Source organism: Segatella intestinalis, from assembly GCF_029348455.1.
In the GTDB taxonomy this organism is placed as follows: Bacteria; Bacteroidota; Bacteroidia; order Bacteroidales; family Bacteroidaceae; genus Prevotella.
On record NZ_JARJVV010000002.1, the window covers coordinates 221,259 to 245,695 of the forward strand.

A 24,437-nucleotide genomic window follows, 5' to 3' on the forward strand; every position below is an offset into this window, starting at 1 on the left:
TTTTAATAGATTAGAATGCTAAGTTGAGGCCGAATGTCCAAGAGCGAGTCTTAGGATAAGCCTGGTAATCGTAGTTAGGGGTAGGGAATCCGTTGCCACCAGCGTTGAAGTCTGTGTTGACGTCAGGATCAATTCCGCTATAGCCCTTGATGCAGAAGAGATTGGTAACAGTGGCATAGATGCGCAGGTTGCTGATGCCGAGTGGCTTCATCCATGTCTTAGGGAAGGTGTAGCCTACAGAGAGGTTCTGGAGGCGCAGATAAGAAGCGTCCTCAATGAACTCGCTGGTTACCAGACCGTACTCGCAGTATGGCAAGGCATACTTGGCACCTGCATTCAGGGTGCGGAGCTCGTCAGGGTTGGTAACGGCATAGAGGTTACCATTGTTGTCTACATTATACATCTTCCAGCAGTCTGCCAGTTCGGAAACACGTGCAGAGCCGAAGCCAGTATCCTTGTTACCCATCATGTCGTGTAGAGCATTGGCGTTGTAAACGTCGCCACCAATCTGATAAGCAAAGTTGGCGTTGAGATCGAAGTTCTTATAACGTCCAGAGATGTTGAAACCACCCGTATGCTCAGGCTTGGTCTTACCGATGATGGTAACGTCGTTAGAAGCCACGGTGCCGTCATTATCTACATCGGCAAACTTGTACATGCCAGGGAATGCCTTCTGACCAGCAGGAAGCTTGTAAGCCTTGGCGCATCCTGCAGAATAGTTGCAGACTGTATTGTCTGGAATGCCATCCTTCAGTGTCCATACACCATCGGCGCTTACGTTGAAGTCGTCAACAGTGTAGAAGCCCAATGACTTGTAACCCTGAACCAAACCTACAGGATTGTCCTTGCGGATGACGTAGTCGTAGTATGGCATACGCATCTGTGATCCCCAGTTGGTATGGGTGTCTGCCAATACGTTGTCGAAGAGTTCGTCTACATTGTTGTGGTTGAAGTTGTAGGTCATGCCGAATGTCAAGCCCCAGTCCTTCTTGTTGACGATGTCGTAGCTCAGGGCAAGCTCTATACCCTTGTTGGAAGTCTTACCTACGTTCTGGAACTGGTAGGTGTAACCAGTAGAAGTGTCAATAGGAACCATCATCAAGATGTTCTTGGTGGTGTTCCAGTAGAAGTCTAATGTACCGCGCAGACGACCGTTCCAGAAACCAAAGTCGAGACCGATGTTGCGAGAGATGGTAGTTTCCCACTTCAGGTCGGGGTTGGCCATCATGGTGCCAGGACGGAAGGTGTTGACAAGTTGGCCGTCAACCTCAGTAGTTTCGCTTATCCATGTAGCCTTCCATAGCGAAGCGTCGATATTATCGTTACCGGAAGTACCGAAAGAGAGACGGAGCTTCAAGTTGCTCAGCCAGTCTTGTGTACCCTTCATCCAAGGTTCGTCTGAGATACGCCATGCGGCAGCTGCAGCAGGGAAGTAACCCCAGTGGTTGTTGGGTGCGAACTTAGAGCTACCATCAGCACGGAAAGTAGCGGTGAAGAGGTAACGGCTCAGGTAAGAGTAGTTGACACGTCCGAACCAAGAAAGGGTGTGGTTTGGTGTGCCGATCTCCGACTTGTTGGTATCTTTCAGAGAAGTAGACTCCATGTGGCTCATGTTGAGCTGACCGAAGGCTGTGTCCATGTCCCATCCTAAAGGATAGCCATAGCCATTGAAAGTAGTGGAGTTGCTCTTGCTGGCAAGAACCTCGTTACCCAAGAGGAAGTCGAGGCTGTGGTCTTCGCCCAATCCCTGTACGGCATAGTTGGCAGTGGTGGTCCAACGCACGTTGTAGCCATTGCTCTTTACCAGGGTGGCATGGTTGTAGCCCTTCTCGTAGCCGTCGTCCCAGGTCTGCTGCTCACGCCAGTTGCGGGCAAGGGTAAGCTCGGTCTTGCCTGTCAGTCCCTTGATAGGAGTCCAGGTAAGCGAGTTGGTGGCACGCAGACGGTTGTGGGTGTTGTATTGTGTATAGCTGTCATAGATGCTGACAGGGTTGTATTTGGGGTCCACGTTGGCATCGCCCATACCCAATAATGATGGGTCGTCCACGCCTAAAGGAGTGTCGATGGGTCGGTATGCATAAGAAGATGTGGCATACTGGAACTGGCTGCCTTGGAAGCGCATCTCGCTATAGCGGGCATCGATGTTCCACTTCAGGTTCTTGGTGATGTCCTGTGCCAACTTGAAGTTCACATTCCAACGGCGGAAACCAGTGTCTTTCAGCGAACCCTTATCATTAGTATAGTTGACAGAAGCATAGTACTTGGTATGCTCTGTACCGCCACTGACGCTCAGGTCGTGGTTCCATGCGTGAGAACTGCTGAGCAGGTCGTCCTGATAGTTGTGGGTACCCATGTTGCGGTATTCCTCCAAGTGATTGCCGTTCTCGCTGCCCAAACCAAAATACTTGGCAACGTTGGTGCCATACTTGTCACCATAAGAGGTGGCATAGCTCCAGTTGCGCAGTACGTAGTCGTAGGCGCTTTCAGTGTCGTAGGTAGTAGGCTTCTCCTTTACAGAGTAGTACATGTTGTACTTCACCTGTGCCTTGCCTTCCTTGGCGCTCTTGGTGGTGATCATGATGACGCCATTGGCACCACGCGCACCATAGATGGCTGTTGAGGCGGCGTCCTTGAGCACGTCAATGCTCTCGATATTATCTGCAGGGATATCATCAATACGTGATACCTGCACACCGTCGACGATGAAGAGAGGGTCGTTGCTCTGGGTGATGGAACCACCACCACGTACACGGATACTCATTGAACCACCAGGACGGCCATCCTGAGAGGTTACTGATACACCTGGCAACTGGCCTTGCAGTGCCTCGGCGATGTTGGATACAGGGTTTTGAGCCAACTTGTCACCTGTAACTGAGGCTACAGCACCCGTCAGGTCGCGACGCTTCATCGTGCCATAACCGATAACTACCACCTCATCGAGGCTCTTGTCGGTAGACTGCATGACGATGTTCAGCGCCGACTGGTTGCCCACGGTGATGGTTTGTGTTTTACATCCTAAATAGGAAATGGTGATCTTGTCACCAGGCTTTAGGTTTTGGAGACTGAAGTTACCATCGATATCGGTAACTGTTCCGCCCTTTCCGGCTTGGATAGTTACACCAATTAATGGTTCACCTGTAGCATCCTTCACATTACCTGTGATGGTCTTTTGTGCAAATGCACCGATGCAACACAAGCTAAGAGACAGAGCCAAAGCTCCCTTCTTGATTTGTTGATACATAAATGGTTTGTTTTTAGTTATACATTAAGAAATGTTTGTTTTCTTTTTTGTTAGTCGTCAGTAGATAACTTCGTTTATTGCTGCCAAAAGTAGCAATAATCTTTTATAAAGTAGATAAATTGGATGTAAAATTAGCAGTATTTAACGCATTTAACGCTAAATACTGCTAAAAGTTCTTATTTTGTTTGGTATTTCAGAACATACCACAGGTCTCTGATGCGTGCTTCGGGATCCCATTTGCCATCAAAGGTCCAAAGGGCAGTAAGGCCATGGAAGGCAGGATGGCCAGGAGCCTGGTCGAGATTGTCGCGCAGCCATCCGCTGTCACCTCCCTCGCGTTCGCAACCATAATAATATACGCGCAATCCCCAGGGACAAGGGTCGAGCACCTTGTCGCTATAGGCATAGCTGATGTTACTGTCGAGGATGTTCTTCGACATACGGCAGTGGGCCAGATAGAACTGGTGATCGTGGTGATAGCGTCCCAACTTGGTGGGCGAGAGGGCATCGAAGGAAGAGCATGTCACGACAAACTTGTTGTTGATGTCGCCTCTGCCGTCGTGCCAGAGGATGGCTCTGCTGTCGCCGACAAACTTGCAGCGTGTGGCATAGCATCTGCCACGAGGACACATAAAGTCGACACCCGGACAGCGCAGGTAGAGGTCGGCATGATAGTACATTCCTCCATTCTGACACCATAGCGAGAGAGCATCGTTGCCGTCGGCAAAGATATTGCTGTTGATGACGATGGTGCGTGTTGCCTTGCCATAGATGGCCATCTGGTGTGTGGTGGTCTTCTCCACCGTGCTACCATAATTATTATATACGGTGATGCCGCTGATGATACAGTCGTTGGCATTGTCCTGCAGTACGATGACACCCATGTGTACAGGCTTTCCCTTGTATTCCTTAATGGTTTGTGAGGCTGTGGTCTCGGCATATTGGATGATGACACTGTCGCGGTCTTCGCCTACGAGCACGATGTTGGGACGGTCGATAATGACCTTCTCGTGATACACTCCGTTGCGGATGAGTATCTTGAAAGGCTTCGCTGGGTTCTCGGGAGCCTTCTCTATGGCATCCTGTATGCGCTCGCCGGCATTGACTATTGCATCGAAACATGACAGCTTTGGCTTCGAGAAGCGGTTCATGTTGATGAGTCCACGCTCGTTGGCACCGGGCGAGTTGAGACTGAGGTTCAGTTTGTTGGCAGTATCATACTTGTCGGCCCACTTTTCGTAGAGAGGATAGATGAAGGCAGTACGGTCGCTGTACCATGAATAACCGTTGCGGCGCTCTGTACCTATCTCCCAAAGATGACGGCGGGGCACACCGTCGCGGTCGCACACGAATGGCTCACAGTGCTCTAAGTCGTAGTATCTTGCCCATAGAGGTGTGGTGGCATCGGGGTCTTTAACGAGTTCGGTTGTTTTGAAAGGAGAACCAAACTCGCCCTTGCGTACCACTTTCAGGCCCGTCAGCTTATAGGTATCAAACCACTGCATGGCTCCACGAATGGCGCGTTTTATCTCTTCGCTTGGGTTAGGAATCTCCATCAGCATAGCCACGATGCGTGCACTTTCGTTAGAACTGTAGGACGAGAGCTCGAAGGCACGTGCCGGACGAGGCTCGAAGGTTACGCGGTCATGCTGCTGGCACCATACGGTAGGCTTGCCGTCCTTGACAATCTGGCACTTCAGTATGCACTCCACACCCTTGTTGAAAGCCTTGATGGCCTTTTGGCGCAGCGCCTTGTCGGTCAGCTTGCCATCGAAGGGAGCCTTCTGCAGATAGATGTCGCGCAGCATTTCCATGGTGTTGACCATGGCATCATCGTTGAAAGTGATATGAACCTGATAGCCACGCATCCCGGGCCAGAACTGTGGCCATCCGCCATTGTCGTACTGTCCGCTCAGCAGGTATTCCACACCCTGGTAGAAAGCCTCACGGTACTTCTTACTCTTGGTGGCCTGATAGAGCCGAGCCAGATACGTCATCTGCATATTGGTGGCATCGTTGTCGGTGGTGGAGTCGTCACGCCGGCTTTTGTCATTGAGTACTTGCAGCCGCTCCTCATGAGTCATGGGCTTTGCCATGTCGATGTTCTTGGGCCATCCGCCTGTCACTCTCTGGTAGTCGAGAATCTGGTCGCCGATGAGTCGGGCTTGCTCTGTTTTGAAAAACTCCTTTTTAGTTTCCCTCATCGCATTGTACCTGCGCTGGGCATGGGCTGGCAAGAGGGTCAACGCCATCAGGATAGAAAGATAAAATGCTTTCATATTATAATAGTTTATGTTTAGTTTTTAAGTTTGGTGCAAATATACAAATAATATTTTGATAATATCCTATTTTTTTTGTATTTTTGCCGCTGTATGAAAGTCTTTTATCCCATATTAACGATTACAGGTTCCGACAGCACGGGCGGTTCGGGGGTCCAAGCCGATATCAAGACCATTTCAGAACTGGGTGGTTATGCCGTTTCGGCCATCACCTCCATCACCGTTCAGAATACGTTGGGTATTCAGGAATTCTTTGATGTACCGGCAGAGATTGTGTCGGGACAGATAGAGGCTATCATGAATGATATTCAACCGAGCATTGTGAAGGTGGGTATGATTCGTAGAGTGGAGACGCTTGAGGTTGTGATCGATGCCCTGACGAAGTATCGTCCGGATTATATCATTTATGCCCCTGCCATCTGGTCGAGCAATGGCGATGCATTGATGACGGAGGATGTGGTGAGCCAGATCAAGTATCGCTTGCTGCCGCTCTGTTCGGTAGTTGTAGCCCGAAAAAAAGAAAATGATATTATTCTGCAAGACACCAAGTTGCTGCGTATGGCTGAGGACAATGGAATGAAGGTGTTCCTGCTCGATAATGCCAATTCTCATGGTCTTACCAACCGTTTCTCTTCTGCCCTTGCCGTATATCTGAACCAAGGCAAGAAGATGGAGGATGCTTTGGCGATGGCACAGGATTTCATCAACGTAGAGTTGACACGTGAGAGCAACCTGCAGGGACGCAGTTCGGAACTTTATAATCAGTTTATCTCTCAGGTCAACAACTTCTGCCGTACCTATAGTGATGTGCATTTCTATGCAGACCAGTTGAATGTGAGCAGCCGCTATCTGGCACAGGTTACCCGCCGTATCTCCGGCAAGACACCGAAGGCAATCATCGATGAATACATCGTGAAGGAGATAGAGCGAGAGTTATCCACCACTACGCATACGGTGCAAGAGATAGCCAATACTTTCGGCTTCTCCTCGCAAGCCCATCTCACTAAGTTCTTCAAGAAGATGCGAGGGCTTACTCCTTCGGAATATCGAAAGAAGTAACAACGCTATTTATATATTTGGGAATATCCTTTGTATATTTGAGAAATGCATTTTGTACAAAATGACGCAAAGTTTATAATTATTGGAACACTTTTCTCCTATTTCCCTAAAAAGTGTTTCCTTTGCAGCCATAATTTAGTAAAAAGAATATAATTATGGCAGAAAACAGACAAGAATTGAACCGCAACTTGGCTCAGATGCTCAAGGGTGGTGTGATCATGGACGTAACAACTCCAGAACAGGCAAAAATAGCAGAGGCAGCAGGTGCCTGCGCAGTAATGGCTTTGGAACGTATTCCAGCCGACATTCGTGCAGCAGGTGGCGTGTCTCGTATGAGTGATCCTAAGATGATCAAGGGCATTCAGGAGGCTGTCTCTATCCCTGTAATGGCTAAGTGCCGTATCGGTCACTTCGCTGAGGCTCAGATTCTTCAGGCTATCGAAATCGACTATATTGACGAGAGCGAGGTGCTCTCTCCTGCAGATAATGTTTATCACATCGACAAGACTCAGTTTGACGTACCTTTCGTTTGTGGTGCCAAGAACCTGGGCGAGGCGCTCCGTCGTATCGCTGAAGGTGCTACCATGATTCGTACCAAGGGTGAGCCAGGAACTGGTGATGTGGTACAGGCTGTTACCCACATGCGTATGATGCAGAGTGAAATCCGCCGCCTGGTTTCTATGAGCGAGGATGAACTCTACGAGGCTGCCAAGCAGTTGCAGGCTCCTTACGAGTTGGTGAAGTATGTTCATGAGAATGGCAAGTTGCCTGTAGTAAACTTCGCTGCCGGTGGTGTGGCTACTCCTGCTGATGCTGCCCTGATGATGCAGCTCGGTGCCGAGGGCGTATTCGTAGGTTCTGGTATCTTCAAGAGCGGCAACCCTGCCAAGCGTGCCCAGGCCATCGTGAAGGCTGTTACCAACTATAATGATGCCAAGATGCTGGCTGAGTTGAGCGAGGATCTCGGTGAGGCAATGGTTGGTATCAACGAGCAGGAGATTGCGCTCCTCATGGCTGAAAGAGGTAAGTAATAGATGATGATGTTTTAATTGGAAGGCCCCTCCTGAAAAGAAGGGGCTTTTGTATTAGGAAAAATATGAGAATAGCAGTATTAGCTTTACAAGGCGCTTTTGCTGAGCACAGACAGAAGTTGGCTCAGTTGGGTGTGGTTAGTTTTGAGGTGCGCCAGTTGAAGGATTGGGATCAGCCCAAGGATGGCTTGATTATTCCTGGTGGCGAGAGTACGACCCAGGCAAAACTCTTGAATGAACTCGGATTGATGGAACCAGTGAAGGAGGCCATCGCCGCAGGCTTGCCTGTTTATGGTACTTGTGCTGGTTTGATTCTTCTTGCCAAGAAGATAGAGGGTGAGCCAAGTCTTCGCATTGCTTCCATGGATATCACGGCATTGCGCAATGCCTATGGTCGCCAGTTGGGCAGTTTCTACATAGAGGCTCCGATGAAGGGTATCGAGGGTAATATCCCTATGACTTTCATCCGTGCTCCTTATATTAAAGAGGTGTGGGGCGATGCCGAGGTTCTTGCCGAGGTAGATGGCAAGATTGTAGCTGCACGTCAGGGCAACCAACTCGTTACCGCCTTCCATCCGGAGTTGAACGAAAGTTTAGAGATACACAAGTATTTTCTGGATATGTGCAAGAAGTAGGCTTCATCCCATAATGAAACGGGCTTCGTTGGCCAATGAAACAGGCTTCGTTGGCACATGAACCTATATTGCAAAGTATCTTAGGATACATTGCCAAGTATCTTAAGATACATGAGCAAGTATCCTAAGATACTTTTTTTATCACTTTTTCATCTACCATAATTGCTCTATTTGAGGATAATTTCTTATTTTGATTGAAAAATACAATAAAGCCTTTAATACCAGCAGGTTACCGTCCTTGTACTTTGCTAAAATGCATATTTTTGCCCTTCAAACTTTGCTAAAATGCATGTTTTTATCCTTCAAACTTTGCTAAAATGCATATTTCCGTCCTTCAAACTGTCTTATACTTGAAAAAGTAGCAGCTTCCCAAAGTGGACACGAATAGGCTTCATAGATACATGATGCTATATAGAAAAGTATCTTGAGATACTTTTTTGTTGAATGTCTGATACTTTTTTCCGATAAATGTTTGCCGTTTACAAATATTCATCGTATCTTTGTATTATAAAATCTTCGTTACGTAAAACTCATAATGATGTAAATGCTTATGGTACAGTTAAATCCTTTTATTATTGAAGGCTATCTTTCACCGGAATATTTCTGTGATAGGGTAGAGGAAACTGCTCTTCTTACCCGCCATTTGACCAATCGGTGCAATGTCGCGTTGATTGCGCCAAGACGTCTGGGTAAGTCGGGACTGATTTATAATTGTTTTCAGCAGGAAAACATCTGTGAGCAGTATCATTGCATCTATATTGATATTTATGATACGAAAAATTTGAATGAATTCGTCTATGCGCTGGGCAAGGGAATCCTGACGGCACTCAAGCCAAAGGGCAGGAAAGTATGGGAATTTTTCCTGAATATGCTCCAGTCTCTGAAGTCAACTATCTCTTTTGACATCAATGGAAATCCAGAGTGGAGTGTGGGCATTGGGGATATACAGACACCAGAAATTACCTTGGACGAGATCTTCGCTTATCTCGTACAGGCAGATAAGCCTTGCTTGATTGCGATAGATGAGTTTCAGACGATAGCCAACTATCCTGAGAAAACCGTTGAGGCGAGTTTGCGTAAGCGAATACAGAATTGTCATAACGCCAACTTCGTGTTTTCTGGTTCCAAGCGTCACATGATGGCTTTGATGTTTACGTCTCTGTCTCGTCCTTTCTATCATAGTTCGAGCATCATGGGACTGGAGGCTATCAATGAGCAGACTTACTTGGCTTTTGCCAATCATCATCTTTCCAAAAATCACAAGGAGATTAGTGCTGAGGCTTTTGCTTATTTATATCATCGTTTCGATGGTATTACATGGTACGTCCAGTATGTTCTCAATATGCTTTATACTTTCATCACCGACAAGCCGTTGTTGGAAGAAGATGATGTTAAGTTTGCGATAGATAGCATCCTTTCCCAGCAGCGTTTTGCCTATCAGGCTTTGCTGTATCAGCTTACAGCCAAGCAGAAGCAGCTTCTCATAGCCATTGCTCAGGAAGGTAAGCCTTCTTCCCTGATGTCGCAAGAGTTCTTGCAGAAGTATCATCTTGGGGCAAGCACCGTGCAAGGAGCGGTCAAGACTCTGCTTGACAGAGATTTTATCACGCAAGATGATGGAGTATTTCAGTTATGTGACAAGTTTTTGGAGCTGAGTTTAAGGGGATAAAAAAGGAAGCAAATGTATGAATTTTATGTGTAGAATTTGAGGCGTATATTAGGCTAAAATGGTTAAAGAAACATATAAAAGTCAAGTTCATGACGTAAAAAACAAGCCGCCGTTTTGGCAACTTATGCCCAAGGCTTGTTCACTCGATGCCCAAGGCTTGTTCACTCGATGCCCAAGGCTTGTTCACTCGATGCCCAAGGCTTGTTCACTCGATGCCCAAGGCTTGTTCATCCGATGCCCAAGGCTTGTTCGTCCGATGCCCGTCCGTTGCTCTGTAAGCAGTCCCCGTTACAAAGGACGGCAGACTGAGCGCAAAGGATATGTTTGGTGTAAACGACAAGAAGATGAAACTTGAGCAGGCTAAGTTGCAACTTCATGAGCTGCAGAAGAATACCTCCCACATCGAGGCAAGAAACAGGGATATTAAAGCCGATTTAGAAAAGACAGCTATTTCATACCAGCAACAGATAATCAATAAGATTTGGGCGCAGGCTGATATGAAGGCGTTGGCAGAGATAGCAGACATCTATCCACGTATGACGAGCATTCACGACAGCAGTCTATTTGACGATAGCTTTGCAATGGATTTCATCAATCATGGCGATAAAATCATCTATTGTGCAATGTACTTGCCCGGCAAGAAGTTTTTTCCTGCCGGGCTTTTAGTCTGTTTATAGATGATGGCTATCTTTTATAGCAATTCTGGAAGCTGAAATAGCTTCACGCTATTGCTGCCCTTGATGAGGATGTAGTGGTCGTGAGGCTGTGCTTCCTTGATGGCAGCCTTTACCTCTTCTACATCATGGAACTTGCGGTACTGGCAAGGGATATTTTGGAACTCGTCACCTACCAGCCAGACATTCTCCAAGCCGGCTGCCTGTAGTTGGTCAACTACCTTCTGGTGCTCCTCGTGACTTACCTCGCCAAGTTCGCCCATCTGTCCGAGAATCGCCATTTTGTTAGGTACGTCCATTAAGCGGAAATTCTCGATGGCAGCTGCCATGCTCGAAGGGTTGGCATTGTAGGCATCTACCACCAGCTTGTTGTGTGCCGTCTCTTCCAACTGTGAACGGTTGTTGCTCGGGATGTAATTCTCCAAAGCGTGGTCTATCTGTTGAGGCTTCACGTCGAAATGAAGACCAATGGTGATGGCGGCAAGCATGTTGTCGATATTGTAAGAGCCGATGAGATGAGTCTGAACCTCATGCCAGTCGAAACTCTCGGTGCGCCAGCGGAACTTCAGGAAAGGAGCGCAAGAGATAACCTCGCCCCAAACATCGCAGCTGTCTTCCTTGCCGTAGGTGATGAGTCGGTTGATGTTGCGCTGGTCTGCCATCTCCATTAGATGCTCATTGTCGGCATTGATGAATACCAAAGCATCGCTGGCAGCAAGGAAGTCGTAAAGTTCGCCCTTGGTCTTCTTCACTCCCTCAAAACTGCCGAAGCCCTGCAGGTGGGCACGGCCTACGTTGGTAATCATGCCGCAGGTAGGTTCTACATATTCTACGAGTTTCTTGATGTCGCCAGGATGGGAAGCCCCCATTTCTACGACGGCAATCTCGTGCTCTGGGGCAAGACGGAAGAGTGTCTTAGGTACGCCCACGTCATTGTTGAAGTTGCCCTGTGTGAACATCACGTTGTATTTCTCACCGAGAACGGCAGAAACCAGTTCCTTGGTCGTGGTCTTACCATTGGTTCCCGTGATTCCCACTACAGGAATATTGAAGTGGCGACGATGCTCACGGGCCAGTTCCTTGAAGGTGGTGAGACAATCCTCTACAAGGATGAATCGCTCATTGCCCTCCTGGGCATACTCTTTTTCGTCTACTATTGCATAGGCACAGCCTTTCTCCAAGGCCATGGCGGCAAACTTGTTGCCGTCGAACGAGGCACCCTTTAAAGCCAGGAAGATACTGCCCTCAGGACAGTCGCGGCTGTCGGTGGTAATCACCGGGTGCTTTTGGTAAATCTGATAGAGTTCTGAAATATCCATAGTTTATAACTATTGTTTTGACTGCAAAAGTACTTTAAATCGTGGACATATCAAACAATTTTCTTAAAAAAGCACGTTTTCTCGATAATTCTTTCTATTTTTGCAGAGATATTCTGCTGTCGAAGTCCTCTTTGCGCATGGGATTACGGAAGTGCTTGGGGTGTTTGGGCAGTAGAGCTTAAAAAAAAGAACAAATGGAAAAATAACCTCGATGGAATATACAATAAATATTAAAGGTCACCTCATGGATTTGGGAACCCCGCAGGTGATGGGTATTCTGAACGTCACTTCTGACAGTTTCTATTCGGGCAGTCGCAAGCAGACAGAAGAGGAAATAGCCAATAGGGCAAACCAGATAATCGCAGAAGGTGGAAGCATCATTGATGTGGGAGCCTTCTCTACACGTCCCGGTGCCGATGAGGTGTCGGAAGAAGAGGAAGGGCGCCGCCTGAAATTTGCTCTCGATATAGTACGTCGTGAGCAACCCGATGTAGCCATTTCGGTAGATACTTATCGCCCAACCTTGGCACGCAAGTGCATAGAGGAATGGGGGGCCGATATCATCAATGATGTGTCAGAAGGTGGTATTACCGGTATAGCCAATGTGCCCTTGCAGCGGCAAGAGACTGAATGTCCGGAGATGTTTCGTGTGGTGGGCGAGCTGAAGGTACCTTATATATTAATGTCTGTACAGCCCACGCTTGTCATGATGATGAAGGGCTTTGCCCGTGAGGTGCAGCAACTTCGCGATTTAGGCGCCAAGGATATCATTCTCGACCCAGGCTTTGGATTTGGTAAGGACCTTGCTCAGAACTATCAGATTTTTGCAGAGATGGAGAAGCTGAACGTCATGGAACTGCCCGTCCTTGTAGGCATATCCCGTAAGAGTATGATATACAAGTTGCTGGGAGGCGATGCCACAACCTCGCTCAACGGCACGTCGGTGCTCGATACAGTAGCCCTGATGAAGGGAACTTCTATTCTGCGTGTTCACGATGTGAAGGAAGCCGTAGAGGCAGTGAGAATCGTGGAAGCCATGAACAAGAAGGGGTGAAGTCGGGGATATTGGACTTTCCGTCAAACTTCATTAAACGTCAAAACAAAACCAATGTATGATTGAATTTGGAATAAAAGATGCGCTCGACATATTCTTGGTAGCCTCGTTGCTCTTTTATGTCTATCGCTTGATGAAGGAGTCGCGCTCCCTCAATATCTTTGTGGGCATCATGCTCTTTGTGCTAATCTGGCTTTTTGTGAGTCAGGTGTTGGAAATGCGTCTGTTGGGATCTATTCTCGACAAGTTGGTGAGTGTGGGAGTCATTGCCCTCATCGTCATCTTTCAGGAAGACATCCGTAGGTTCCTTTATGAGATAGGTTCTCAGAAAGGCATGCGCAGGTTTGTGCGCTTCTTCCGTTCCAATAAGGACGATGCCCGTGAGGTCGACAAGGAGACCATCATGCCCATCGTGATGGCCTGTATGAGTATGTCGAAGAAATACGTGGGAGCCTTGCTCGTTATCGAACGTGGCGTGCCGCTGAAAGACATCATGGATACTGGCGAGGAGATAGACGCGAAAATCAATCAGCGCCTCATCGAAAACATATTCTTCAAGAACTCGCCTCTTCACGATGGTGCCATGGTTATCTCTAACAAGCGCATCATGTCGGCGGGCTGTATACTTCCTGTAAGCCATAACCTTGATATTCCTAAGGAGTTGGGGTTGCGCCACCGTGCTGCCCTTGGTATTTCTCAGAGCAGTGATGCCATAGCTGTCATCGTGTCGGAAGAGACCGGCCGCATCAGTGTAGCCATTAAGGGTGAGTTCCGGTTGCGCCTTTCTGCAGAAGAACTGGAGAGTATTTTGACTCAAGAGATGATGTAATTGTGTGAAGAGTGAAGCACGTAAACCTTTACGCTACAGAATATCTTCGGTTTTAGCTTTTTTTACACAATTTAATAAGGGTTATTTAAAAGAAAATATGTACTTTTGCAAAGTCGATATGGCAAAAAGACGAATTTCTAAATGAGCCAGCCTAACATACCGACAAATCTACTAATGACAACAAATATTTAAACTATAAAATAAAATGGACTTATTACAGCAAATTGTAGCTCGCGCTAAAGCAGACAAGCAGCGCATCGTGCTCCCTGAAGCAGAAGAGGAGCGTACATTGAAAGCAGCCGATAAAGTTTTGGCTGATGACATTGCAGACATCATCCTCATCGGTAACCCTGCCAACATTAAGAACCTTGCAGCACAGTGGGGTCTTAATAACATCGACAAGGCTACTATTGTTGATCCAGAAAACAATCCTAAGGCTGAGGAGTATGCAGAGAAGCTCGCCGAACTTCGTAAGAAGAAGGGCATGACAGTAGAGCAGGCCCGTGAGCTCGTAACCAAGAACAACCTCTATCTCGGTTGTATGATTATCAAGACCGAAGGTGCTGATGGTCAGATTTCAGGTGCATTGAGTACAACTGGTGACACCTTGCGTCCTGCTCTTCAGATTATCAAGTGCTCTCCAGGTATTACCTGTGTCAGTGGTGCCATGTTGCTCATCTCAGACCAGAAGCAGTATGGTCAGGATGGTGTAGTGGTAATGGGTGACGTTGCTGTAACTCCAAACCCAACAGCAGACCAGCTTGCTCAGATTGCCTATACAACAGCTCATACAGCTCAGTCAGTAGCTGGTATTGCTGATCCTCAGATTGCCATGTTGAGCTTCTCAACCAAGGGCAGCGCCAAGGATGCCATCAACAAGGAGACTGGTAAGAGCGTATATATTATAGATAAGGTGAAGGATGCCGTAGCTATTGCCAAGGAGAAGTTCCCAGAGCTTCACCTCGACGGTGAGCTTCAGGCTGATGCAGCCCTCGTTCCTGAGGTAGCAGCCAAGAAGGCTCCAGGTTCTGACGTAGCTGGTAAGGCTAACGTATTGGTAGTTCCTAACCTCGAGGTAGGTAACATCGGTTATAAGCTCGTTCAGCGTTTGGGCGGTGCTATTGCCATTGGTCCTATCCTTCAGGGTATCGCACGCCCAGTAAACGACCTTTCTCGTGGTTGCTCAGTAGACGATATCTACTACATGGTAGCTATCACTGCTTGCCAGGCACAGGATGCAAAGAAGGCTTAATAAGTGAAGAGTGAAGAACGAAGAGTAAAGAATCCGATGCCCTTCGTTCTTCAAATAAATATTAAACATTAAAAAGTAAACATTACAATGAAAGTATTGGTTCTGAACTGTGGTAGTTCATCTATCAAGTACAAGTTATATAACATGGATGATGAGTCAGTTTTGGCTCAGGGTGGTGTAGAGCGTATCGGTCTCGACAACGCATTCATCAAGGTGACATTGCCAAACGGCGAGAAAAAGCAGATTATGCACGACATGCCCGATCATAAAGAGGGCGTCAATTTTGTATTCAAGTGCTTGCTCGATCCAGAGATTGGTGCCATCAAGGACCTGAAGGAAATCGATGCTGTTGGACACCGTGTCGTACAGGGTGGTGACAAGTTCAAAGAGAGTGTTGTCGTAGACAAGAGTGTAGAGGACGGAATTGAGGAACTTTGCGACCTCGCTCCTGTTCATAACGCAGGTCACCTCAAAGGTATCCGTGCCGTAGATGCTTTGATGCCTGGTACTCCTCAGGTATGTGTCTTTGACAACGCATTCCATAGTACCATGCCTGACTACGCTTATCTTTATGCCATTCCTTACGAGTTGTACGAGAAGTACCACGTTCGTCGCTATGGTTTCCACGGTACATCACACCGCTATGTGTCCAAGCGTGTATGCGAGATTCTTGGTCTCGATCAGAACAATTCTAAGATCATCACTTGTCACATTGGTAATGGTGGTTCTATCGCTGCTGTATTGAACGGCAAGGTAATGGATACTTCTATGGGCTTGACTCCATTGGCTGGTCTGATGATGGGTTCACGTTGTGGTGACATTGATGCTTCTGCTGTTACATACTTAATGGAGAAGTTGAACATGAAGCCACAGGAGATGGCCGACTTCCTGAACAAGAAGAGTGGTGTGCTCGGTATCACAGGCATTTCTTCTGATATGCGTGATATAGAGAAGGCTGCCAACGAGGGCAACGAGAAAGCACTTCTGGCACTCCGCATGTACGAGTATCGCATCAAGAAGTACATTGGTGCTTACGCTGCTGCTATGGGTGGTGTTGATGCCATCGTATTTACAGCAGGTGTAGGTGAGAACCAGACCGACCTTCGTGAGGAATCTTGCAAGGGCCTCGAGTTCTTGGGCATCAAGATCAACAAAGAAGTTAACGATACCATCCACGGCAAGGAGGCTATTATTTCTACCGACGACAGTAAGGTGAAGGTAGTAGTAGTTCCTACTGATGAGGAAATTGTTATCGCCCGCGATACAATGGAATTGGTAAAGTAAGAATATAAGTAAAGAGTGAAGAACGAAGAGTGAAGAATCATACAGCCTGTAAGGCAACAATGGATTTGAATCCTTCTCTCTTCACTCTTTTCGCTTTATTTCTGCACTTTTACTCTATTTCCTTACGCACCTTTTTTAATATATAAAATTCTATCAACATGAAAACAAAGATTGTTACATTCGGCGAAATTATGATCAGGCTTTCCAAACCTGGTTACCAACGCTTGTTTCAGGGACGCAATTTTGAAGGAAACTATGGCGGCAGTGAAGCTAACGCTGCGGTGTCCTTAGCCTTTATGGGCGATAATGTGGAGTATGTTACCCGTGTGCCTTATGGTCCTTTGGGTGATGCAGCTCTTATGCATCTTCGCGAATATAATCTCAATGTTTCTCATGTAGTAAAAGGAGGCGACCGTCTTGGTGCCTACTATTTCGAGGAAGCTGTGGCCATGCGCAACTCCCGTGTTGTGTACGACCGCAAGGACTCTTCTTTCTATACTCTCAAGCGCGGAATGATCAAATGGGACAAGGTGCTTGAAGATGCAGGCATCTTCCACTGCTCAGGAATTACCTGTGCCATCAGCCGCGATGCCATGGAAACAACGATGGACGCCATCGAACTGGCAGTAAAGAAAGGACTCACCATCTCTTGTGATATCAATTATCGTAAGAATCTCTGGGGCTATGGACTCCAGCCTCGCGATGTGCTCTATCGCATGATGCAGTATAGCGACATTATCTTCGGCGATCAGAACGAGTGGGAGGTAGCCAGTGGCGAGAGGCATATACCTTTCGAGGCTTTGGATGCTGATTACGAGATGGACAGAGAGGCTTATCTTGCTTATTTCCGCCGTATGCACCAGTTCTTCCCTAAGTGCAAGAAAATGGTAATGGCTGTAAGAAACCAGATAGCCAGCAGTCATCACACCCTTACTGGCGTGCTCTATGACACACAGACAGACACCCTTTACACCACAAAGATTTACGACATACAGCCCATCATAGATCCTATGGGAGTAGGCGATGCTTTCATTGCAGCTTATCTGCATGCCAACCTCAAGTGGGCAAATGACAATCAGAAATGTCTCGATTTCTCGCTCTCAGCAAGTGCACTGAAGAACACGGTGCCTGGCGACCAGAATCTGGTAAGCGAAGAAGAGATTATAGTCAACATGACATCGTCGGGCGGGCGCATACAGAGATAACCCTCTCCGACTTGAATACCTTGAAAATACATCGGAAACAATCTACGAAACAAACAAAACTAATCTATTTAAGGTGATGATATCAACAAACAAACCTGCTTTCAGATGCAGTGACGAAATCTTTAATGAAATATGGAGAGTGTGTGAGCGCTCAGTATGGCAGCATCCTGGTCAAGATCCTGTCACAGCCCATGCGGACTCCATGGCCGACCATACTTTTTATTGGTTTCTAAGCATATATGAACATTATCTATACACGGGCAACGAGCGCTGTGTACGTAAGGCTTATCCTCGTATGCGAAAGTTTATAAACTATTGTCTTTCTCATACCGACTCCAATGGGATGATTCAGATAAAGTCAGACGATCAAGTCTTTGTCGACTGGTTGCCTGAGAATAGAGATAGGAAAGGCTTGCGGTCTTTCGAGCAAATCCTCTACTGCAAGAGTTTGGAAGATATGGCGCAGTGTGCCCATTTGTTGGGAAGGAAAGCCGATGAGGAACGTTATTTCGCACATTTCACCCGTCTGCGTAAGCAGATTTTGCCTTCTTTCTGGAACGAGAAACGACAGGCTTTGGTTCATCGTGTTGTCGATGGACGACGTAGCAGGCTTATTACCCGTCACTCCAATGTCTTTGCTATTTTCTTCGATTACTTTACCGAAGTTCAGAAGCAGGAGGTGGCATCGACTGTTATCAACAATCCTTCCGTCAAGCCTTTCACATCGCCTTTTATGCAGTTCTATGAGTTGGCTGCCCTTTGCTCGTTGGGTAACCTGTCGCAGGTACTTGAGCGAATCAGGAAGCAATGGAATAGTAGTCTCCTCAAGGCCCAACTGTCATCGCCAAAGGCTGAGGTCGATGAGAAACTGTGTTATGCCTGGGGTATTTGTTTCCTCTATCTTTTTGGCAGATATTTCTTGGGTGTCAAGCCTGTGAAACCAGGCTATGAGGAGTTCGAGATACGTCCCGAATTGGGAGGTTTGGAGTTTATAGAGGGAAAGATTCCTTTACCAAAGGGTGAGATCTCGGTTTATAGAAATGCTGACCTGATACGCATTCAGGCGTCATCGGGAAGTGGCTATTTGTATTTCTCTTCCTCCCTTCCTCCCAAAGCAAGCCGGGGAGAGATAGAAAAGTTTATCGGTAAGAACCAATATCGTCTCTGGATAGATGCAGGCGATGAGGTTGGTGTCACATTAACTCAGTCTCCATCTTCTAAAACGACCTAAGAACTAATCACTTTTACCATCTGTTTTCTGATATCAGTCCTTCCAAAAATAAAAAAATGCAGAAAAGATGTTTTTTTTCATTTTTTGAGGGACCTTTGTCGTGTCTTCCTCGTTATATTCATGATTAGTAAATTATTTAAAAATAAATCTATTCATCTATTAACATGAGTGTAATGAAGAAACAACTTCGGTCAAGGTTTCTGGCAATGATGATTCCTTTGACCCTGTTATTTGTCTTCGTAGCACAGTCAGCCTATGGCGCGAACCCTACGAAGAAGTTGCTAACGCTTAGTTTTAACAAGACTCCATTGGCTACAGCCTTGAAGGCGGTGGAGAAAAAATCAGGCTGTAAGGTGCTTTTCACCTACGACGAGGTTCAGTCTTATCATGTAACAGCCACTGTTAAAAAAGAGCCTTTGACACATGCTATGACAGCTATTCTCAAGGGTTTGCCATTCCAGTATAAGTTGAATGGCAACTTTGTTATTGTCAGCAAGAATGCTCAGGCTGCAGTTCAGCCAGCCCAAAAGGCAGCAGGCAACAAAGTCTTTGGTGTGATTGTCGACGAGGAGGGTGAGCCATTGATTGGTGTAACCGTTCGTATTAAGGGTACCGGTAAGGGCACTATCACTAACTTTGATGGTGAGTTTTCCTTGGAGGACGACAACCGCAAGACTCCTTTGCTCTTCTCTTATATCGGTAAGGAGGATATCGAGAAACTGCCTGTTTATGGTAAGAGCATGAAACTTGTGATGAAAGACTCGCAGGTGGGTAAGAAGCTCGATGAAGTGATCGTTGTAGGTTACGGTACGATGAAGAAGCGCGACGTAACTGGTTCTATTTCTTCTATCAGTTCTATGGAGATTGAGAACAAGATGGCTACCAACGTGTATGAGGCATTGCAGGGTAGCACTGCCGGTGTGCAGGTCGTTTCTGGCTCAGGTCAGCCCGGTGAGTCTTCTACTATCAAGGTGCGTGGTACCTCTACCTTTTCTTCTGAGGGTGTTTCACCTCTTTATATTGTAGACGGTGCTCCGATGGAGAGCATAGATGACATCAACCCAAGTGATATTGTTTCTGTGGAAGTGCTCAAGGATGCTGCCTCTGCAGCTATCTATGGCTCTCGTTCTGCCAATGGTGTGATCATCGTGACTACACGTGGTGGTCAGGAAGGCAAACCTGAGATCAACGTAAAGTATTATCACTCTTGGGGTAAGCTCTCTCACAAGATCCCTCAGGCTAACAGAGCAGACCGCCTGTTTTATGATCAGGCACGCAGAAATTACTTCCTTACTTATGGTGGTGGTAATCCAGATCAGAGTATGGACATCTTGCAGGATCCATACAACTACTTCTTCAATGTAGATAACGACTATCTCGATATGATCACCCAGGTGGGTAACAAGGACGAGGTTGACGTAAGTATAGGTGGTGGTTCTAAGGCGCTGAAGTATTTTGTCAATACCGCATACTATAATGAGCGTGGTATTATCGATAATACAGGCTATCAGCGTTTCAGCACCCGCGTCAATGCAGACTATTCGCCCAGCAAGTGGCTGAGCATGGGTAGCCGCATGTCTTTGTCTTATTCCAAGAAGGAAGGTGTGAACGAGGGTCAGTTGCTCAGTTCTGTGCTCAGCCGTCGTCCTTACTTCAACACGACCTATTCTGACGGCTCTATAGTAGGTGTGTTTAATGGTCAGAAGAACCCTGTGGCTCTGATTAATTACACTACCGACTTTACCAATTCGTATAAAGCTAACTTCTATCAATATTTCAACTTTAAGTTCAACAAGCATCTGTCGTTCCGCACCAACATCAATGCCAACTTCTATCTCGACAAGCGTAAGAAATTGATTCCAAGTTTGATTACTGATGAGTGGCAGAAGAGCAACAACGGTTACTCTTACAATTACTTGAACTGGAACTGGATGAATGAGAACTACTTTACTTACACACGTAATTGGGGTGCTCATCACTTCACGGGTATGGCAGGTATGAGCGTTCAGAAATGGTATTATGAAAATGAGAATATTGCTGGTATGAATGCTTCTACCGACTATATTTATACCCTGAACGCTTTTGCCGCCAACCTCGATCTTTCTGCAACAGGCAGTGTGGAAACTCGCCACTCTTTGGCTTCTTTCTACACACGTATCACTTACGACTACTTGCGTCGTTATTTGTTGACACTGAATGTTCGCCGAGACGGTTCTTCACGCTTTGCCAAGAACAATAAGTGGGGTAACTTCCCATCAGCTTCTTTCGGTTGGCGTTTCTCTGACGAGAAGTTTATGAAGGGTGCCCGTAAGGTAATGACCGATGGTAAGATTCGTGTCTCTTATGGTGTTACTGGTAACCAGAGTATCGGAAACTACGAGTATGTTTATTCTTATACGCCAAGCAATATCTATGACGGTGTGGGTGGTGTGAAACCAGCCCGTATCGGTTCTTCAGATTTGAAGTGGGAGGAGACACGTCAGTTTGACTTGGGTCTCGACCTCAACTTCTTCAACAACCGTTTGGTTGTAACAGCAGACTACTACTATAAATATACAGACGGATTGTTGGCTAACTATCAGTTACCAAAGGAGACTGGTTTCTCTTACATCCGCAAGAACATTGGTGAGATTAGCAACCGTGGTTTCGAGCTCTCTATCTCTGGTGACATCATCCGTAAGAAGAACCTGACTTGGAATGCTTCTTTCAATATTTCCGGCAACAGTAATACTGTGGAGAAGCTTGCTGAGGGCAAGGCCTACATGGAAGGTGATATCTGGTGGATGCAGGAAGGTGGTCACATCGGCGACTTCTATGGCTTTAAGTGCTTAGGCGTGTTCCCATACGATGAGAGCAATGCCTTTACCTCCGACTGGAAGCAGTTGACTCCAGTATTCGAGAATGGCGTGTTCCAGTACAAGTATCTTTTGAATGGTCAGGAGTATACCGGCGAGGTTCACAAGAAGAGACTGCCTAACGGACAGGCTTTCCGTGGCGGTGACTACAACTGGGCTGAGCCTGCTGGCACTGAGAATGGTATTATCGACGATAATGATCGTATGGTTATCGGCAATGCAATGCCCGACGTAACCGGTGGTTTCAATACCAGCGTAAAGTGGAAGAACTTCAATCTCTATCTGGGCTTCTATTACTCCATCGGTGGCAAGATCTACAATGCGGCAGAGAACAATCGTAACATGTTCAAGTATGATGGTACTACCCCTTCACCTTATACTATATACAACATGTGGCTAAAGCCTGGTGATAATGCTCTTTATCCTCGTCCTTTCAACGATGAGTATAACAACGGACGTATGGGCAACTCTTTCTATCTGGAAGATGCTTCCTTCGTTCGCCTGTCAAATGTGCGTCTCTCTTACGACTTGCCTCAGACATTGTCGAAGAAGCTCTTCATGAAGAGACTCAATGTGTATTTCTTTGCAAACAATGTGTTGACTTGGACTAACTATTCTGGTTTCGATCCAGAGTTCTCTACTTCTAACCCATTGCAGATTGGTAAGGACTCTTATCGCTATCCAAGAAAGCGCGAGTTCGGTGTTGGATTTAATGCAAACTTTTAATAGATACAACTATGTTTAAGATAAACAGAATCATATATTTGCTTTTCGCCATGACTATGCTCTGCAGCTGTAATAGTTTCTTGGAGGAAGATACTATCAGCGAGGTGCCAGCAGATAAGATGTGGCAGACAGCGCGTGATGCGAAAGCCGGTGTGAACGAAATTTATGGTCTCTTCCGTCAGACCATGCGCGAGAATTATTTCTATTGGGGTGAGTTCCGTTCGGACAACGTAGCTCCAGGTGCACCTGTTATGGCAGACCAGGCTCGTGTTATCAACAACCTGATGTCTACCGATGAGAGATGTGCCAAGTGGACCAACCTCTATGCTATGATCAATCAGGCCAATCTCTGCATCAAGTATGTGCCTCAGATTGATATGCCCGACGTCAGTGACCGCAACGACTACTTGGGACAGGCTTATGCTATGCGTGCCTTGGGTTATTTCTATGCTTTGCGTGTATGGGGCGATGTGCCACTGTTCACCGAGCCTATAGAAACAGAAGAACAAGACCTTTACCATCCTCGTACTGATGCTCAGTATATCTTGGAGAACGTCATTGTCCCAGACCTGAAGCAGGCAGAAAAGCTCATCAACCGTAATAAGAACTATGAGCGCAAGCGCATTTCTATTATTGGTGTTTGGGCTATCCTTGCCGATGTGTATATGTGGATGGGCAACTACTCTGATGCCGATCAGACCATCGAAAAGATGAAGTCTATCGATTATAAGGGTGCTAAGTTTATGCAGCTTGCTCCTACCATCCAGTCATGGCGCTCTATGCTGACTGAGGAGTTGAACCGCAAGCCTTCTGACAACACTCCTGATAACGATGAGTACACCACAAAGGAACTTATCTTCTTGATCCACTTTGATATGGACGAGGTAGGTGCCAATGGCTATAGCTATATGTATCAGTGGTTCTCTGGCTCAGGTAATCGTGCAGCAGTCTTGTCTAACAAGTTTATGGATATCTTCAATCAGGAGGATATGCAGGGTGACTTGCGCAAGGATTTGGTTTCTAAAGACTATCAGAATGGTTACGAGTTGAGAAAGTTTATGGCTGGCGACATCAGTAACTCTCTCAACAAGACTTGCGAGATCGCTTATCCTATCTATCGCTACTCTGATATGATTCTGCTCCAGGCTGAAGCTAAGGTTCGCATGGGTAAGTGGGACGAGGCTCTTGAATTTGTAAAGCAAATCAGAGATCGTGCAGGTCTGCAGACACCTCTGTCAACAGAGTTCTCTTCTGAAGATGAAATCGTAGAGTTCATCCTCCGTGAGCGTCAGGTTGAACTGGTAGGCGAGGGGCGTCGCTGGTTTGACTTGCTGCGTACAGGTAAGTGGAAGGCTGTGATGGGTCCTATCAATGGCCTTAAGGAAGATGGAAACGAAGTGTTCCCTATTCACTTCTCTCACATTATTGAGAATCCGAAAATTAAACAGAATACCTATTACGGTGAATAAAAAACAAGCAGACGTATGAAAAAGTTATTATATAACATCTCATTGGTCGGCATCCTGATGATGTTGCTGTCCTCTTGTGATCTGGACTTGCAGACCGACTATGATTACAACCAAAAGGTGGATGATCCACATATCAATATGACAGCATGGGAGTATGTCACCTCCAACGATGAAAACTTTTCCCTGCTGAAGGAAGCGCTGGAGTACACAGGAGTAGACGAGTTCTACAAGCAGACAGAACACCAGTACACATACTTGTTGCTTAACAATACAGCTATGAAGGCTTTCATGGAGAATAAGGGTGTCACCGATATTCACGACTGCGACATGCAGGAGTTGAAGAATCTGTTGCTCTATCACATCATTTCGGGCCGTTACAGTTCTTATGGTGAGTTGGATGTTGAGCCTCGATATGTTATCACTCTGCTTGAAGGTGAGGAGGGATTGATGACTATTAATGTATGGAAGAATCCATGGCAAGCAGCTGTAGGCAAGATTGTTATCAACCAAACTGGTAGCAATGGTAAGTCTCATCAGTGCAAGTCTGTTATTACCAACATCATGCCTACCAATGGCGTGATGCACATCTTCGACGATTATAGTTACTACAAAAAATAGCAGTCTT

The 24,437-nt window shown here is 46.6% G+C and carries 17 protein-coding genes; 14 read left to right on the top strand and 3 right to left on the bottom strand.

The annotated features are described in order from the left end of the window. Positions 1 to 10 precede the first annotated feature (10 nt). Together P3T48_RS01955 and pelA are read right to left on the bottom strand one after the other, a co-directional pair. Positions 11 to 3,241: a SusC/RagA family TonB-linked outer membrane protein gene (locus P3T48_RS01955; protein ID WP_276505420.1), complete on the bottom strand. Its 3,231-nt coding sequence runs from the start codon at positions 3,239 to 3,241 to the stop codon at positions 11 to 13. 176 nt (positions 3,242 to 3,417) lie between these two features. Beyond that, entirely contained in the window at positions 3,418 to 5,493 is a 2,076-nt protein-coding gene (pelA, locus tag P3T48_RS01960; protein WP_443217155.1) for a pectate lyase, read from the bottom strand. Positions 5,494 to 5,613: 120 nt separating this feature from the next. Here pelA and P3T48_RS01965 point away from each other — a divergent pair, with 120 nt between their 5' ends. The 5 genes from P3T48_RS01965 to P3T48_RS01985 all read left to right on the top strand — a co-directional run bounded on the left by P3T48_RS01965 (position 5,614) and on the right by P3T48_RS01985 (position 10,591). Continuing rightward, positions 5,614 to 6,579, top strand: a complete 966-nt coding sequence (locus tag P3T48_RS01965; protein WP_276505422.1) for a hydroxymethylpyrimidine/phosphomethylpyrimidine kinase — start codon at positions 5,614 to 5,616, stop codon at positions 6,577 to 6,579. Positions 6,580 to 6,734: 155 nt separating this feature from the next. Next, positions 6,735 to 7,610 (top strand): pyridoxal 5'-phosphate synthase lyase subunit PdxS, encoded by an 876-nt coding sequence (gene pdxS / locus P3T48_RS01970; protein ID WP_276505423.1) that lies wholly within the window; start codon positions 6,735 to 6,737, stop codon positions 7,608 to 7,610. Between the two features lie 65 nt (positions 7,611 to 7,675). Further along, on the top strand, positions 7,676 to 8,245 hold the full coding sequence (pdxT, locus tag P3T48_RS01975) for a pyridoxal 5'-phosphate synthase glutaminase subunit PdxT (protein WP_276505424.1): 570 nt from the start codon (positions 7,676 to 7,678) through the stop codon (positions 8,243 to 8,245). Positions 8,246 to 8,795: 550 nt separating this feature from the next. Then, positions 8,796 to 9,914 (top strand): AAA family ATPase, encoded by a 1,119-nt coding sequence (locus tag P3T48_RS01980; RefSeq protein WP_276505425.1) that lies wholly within the window; start codon positions 8,796 to 8,798, stop codon positions 9,912 to 9,914. Positions 9,915 to 10,234: 320 nt separating this feature from the next. Further along, on the top strand, positions 10,235 to 10,591 hold the full coding sequence (locus P3T48_RS01985; RefSeq protein ID WP_276505426.1) for a hypothetical protein: 357 nt from the start codon (positions 10,235 to 10,237) through the stop codon (positions 10,589 to 10,591). A 14-nt stretch (positions 10,592 to 10,605) separates the two neighbouring features. On the opposite strand, the gene P3T48_RS01990 is transcribed toward P3T48_RS01985, so the two are convergent. Next, complete coding sequence (locus P3T48_RS01990) at positions 10,606 to 11,907, bottom strand: UDP-N-acetylmuramoyl-tripeptide--D-alanyl-D-alanine ligase (protein WP_276505427.1); 1,302 nt, start codon at positions 11,905 to 11,907, stop codon at positions 10,606 to 10,608. Between the two features lie 211 nt (positions 11,908 to 12,118). Here P3T48_RS01990 and folP point away from each other — a divergent pair, with 211 nt between their 5' ends. From folP to P3T48_RS02035, 9 genes are all read left to right on the top strand, one after another. Next, on the top strand, positions 12,119 to 12,961 hold the full coding sequence (gene folP, locus P3T48_RS01995) for a dihydropteroate synthase (RefSeq protein WP_276505428.1): 843 nt from the start codon (positions 12,119 to 12,121) through the stop codon (positions 12,959 to 12,961). A gap of 58 nt (positions 12,962 to 13,019) precedes the next feature. Beyond that, a complete protein-coding gene (gene cdaA / locus P3T48_RS02000) occupies positions 13,020 to 13,790 on the top strand; it encodes a diadenylate cyclase CdaA (protein WP_022252993.1) in 771 nt (256 codons plus the stop codon). 205 nt (positions 13,791 to 13,995) lie between these two features. After that, a complete protein-coding gene (pta, locus tag P3T48_RS02005) occupies positions 13,996 to 15,042 on the top strand; it encodes a phosphate acetyltransferase (RefSeq protein ID WP_158462367.1) in 1,047 nt (348 codons plus the stop codon). Between the two features lie 87 nt (positions 15,043 to 15,129). Then, the gene (locus tag P3T48_RS02010) at positions 15,130 to 16,326 is read left to right on the top strand and encodes an acetate kinase (protein WP_276505429.1); all 1,197 of its coding nucleotides are present in this window, start codon (positions 15,130 to 15,132) and stop codon (positions 16,324 to 16,326) included. A 158-nt stretch (positions 16,327 to 16,484) separates the two neighbouring features. Further along, a complete protein-coding gene (locus tag P3T48_RS02015; RefSeq protein WP_276505430.1) occupies positions 16,485 to 17,531 on the top strand; it encodes a sugar kinase in 1,047 nt (348 codons plus the stop codon). 76 nt (positions 17,532 to 17,607) lie between these two features. Then, positions 17,608 to 18,762, top strand: coding sequence for an alpha-L-rhamnosidase-related protein (locus tag P3T48_RS02020; RefSeq protein ID WP_276505431.1), 1,155 nt, complete (start codon positions 17,608 to 17,610; stop codon positions 18,760 to 18,762). Between the two features lie 173 nt (positions 18,763 to 18,935). Then, on the top strand, positions 18,936 to 22,343 hold the full coding sequence (locus tag P3T48_RS02025) for a SusC/RagA family TonB-linked outer membrane protein (RefSeq protein WP_276505432.1): 3,408 nt from the start codon (positions 18,936 to 18,938) through the stop codon (positions 22,341 to 22,343). Positions 22,344 to 22,354: 11 nt separating this feature from the next. Continuing rightward, entirely contained in the window at positions 22,355 to 23,812 is a 1,458-nt protein-coding gene (locus tag P3T48_RS02030) for a RagB/SusD family nutrient uptake outer membrane protein (RefSeq protein WP_276505433.1), read from the top strand. A 15-nt stretch (positions 23,813 to 23,827) separates the two neighbouring features. Further along, the gene (locus P3T48_RS02035) at positions 23,828 to 24,430 is read left to right on the top strand and encodes a fasciclin domain-containing protein (protein WP_276505434.1); all 603 of its coding nucleotides are present in this window, start codon (positions 23,828 to 23,830) and stop codon (positions 24,428 to 24,430) included. Positions 24,431 to 24,437 lie beyond the last annotated feature (7 nt).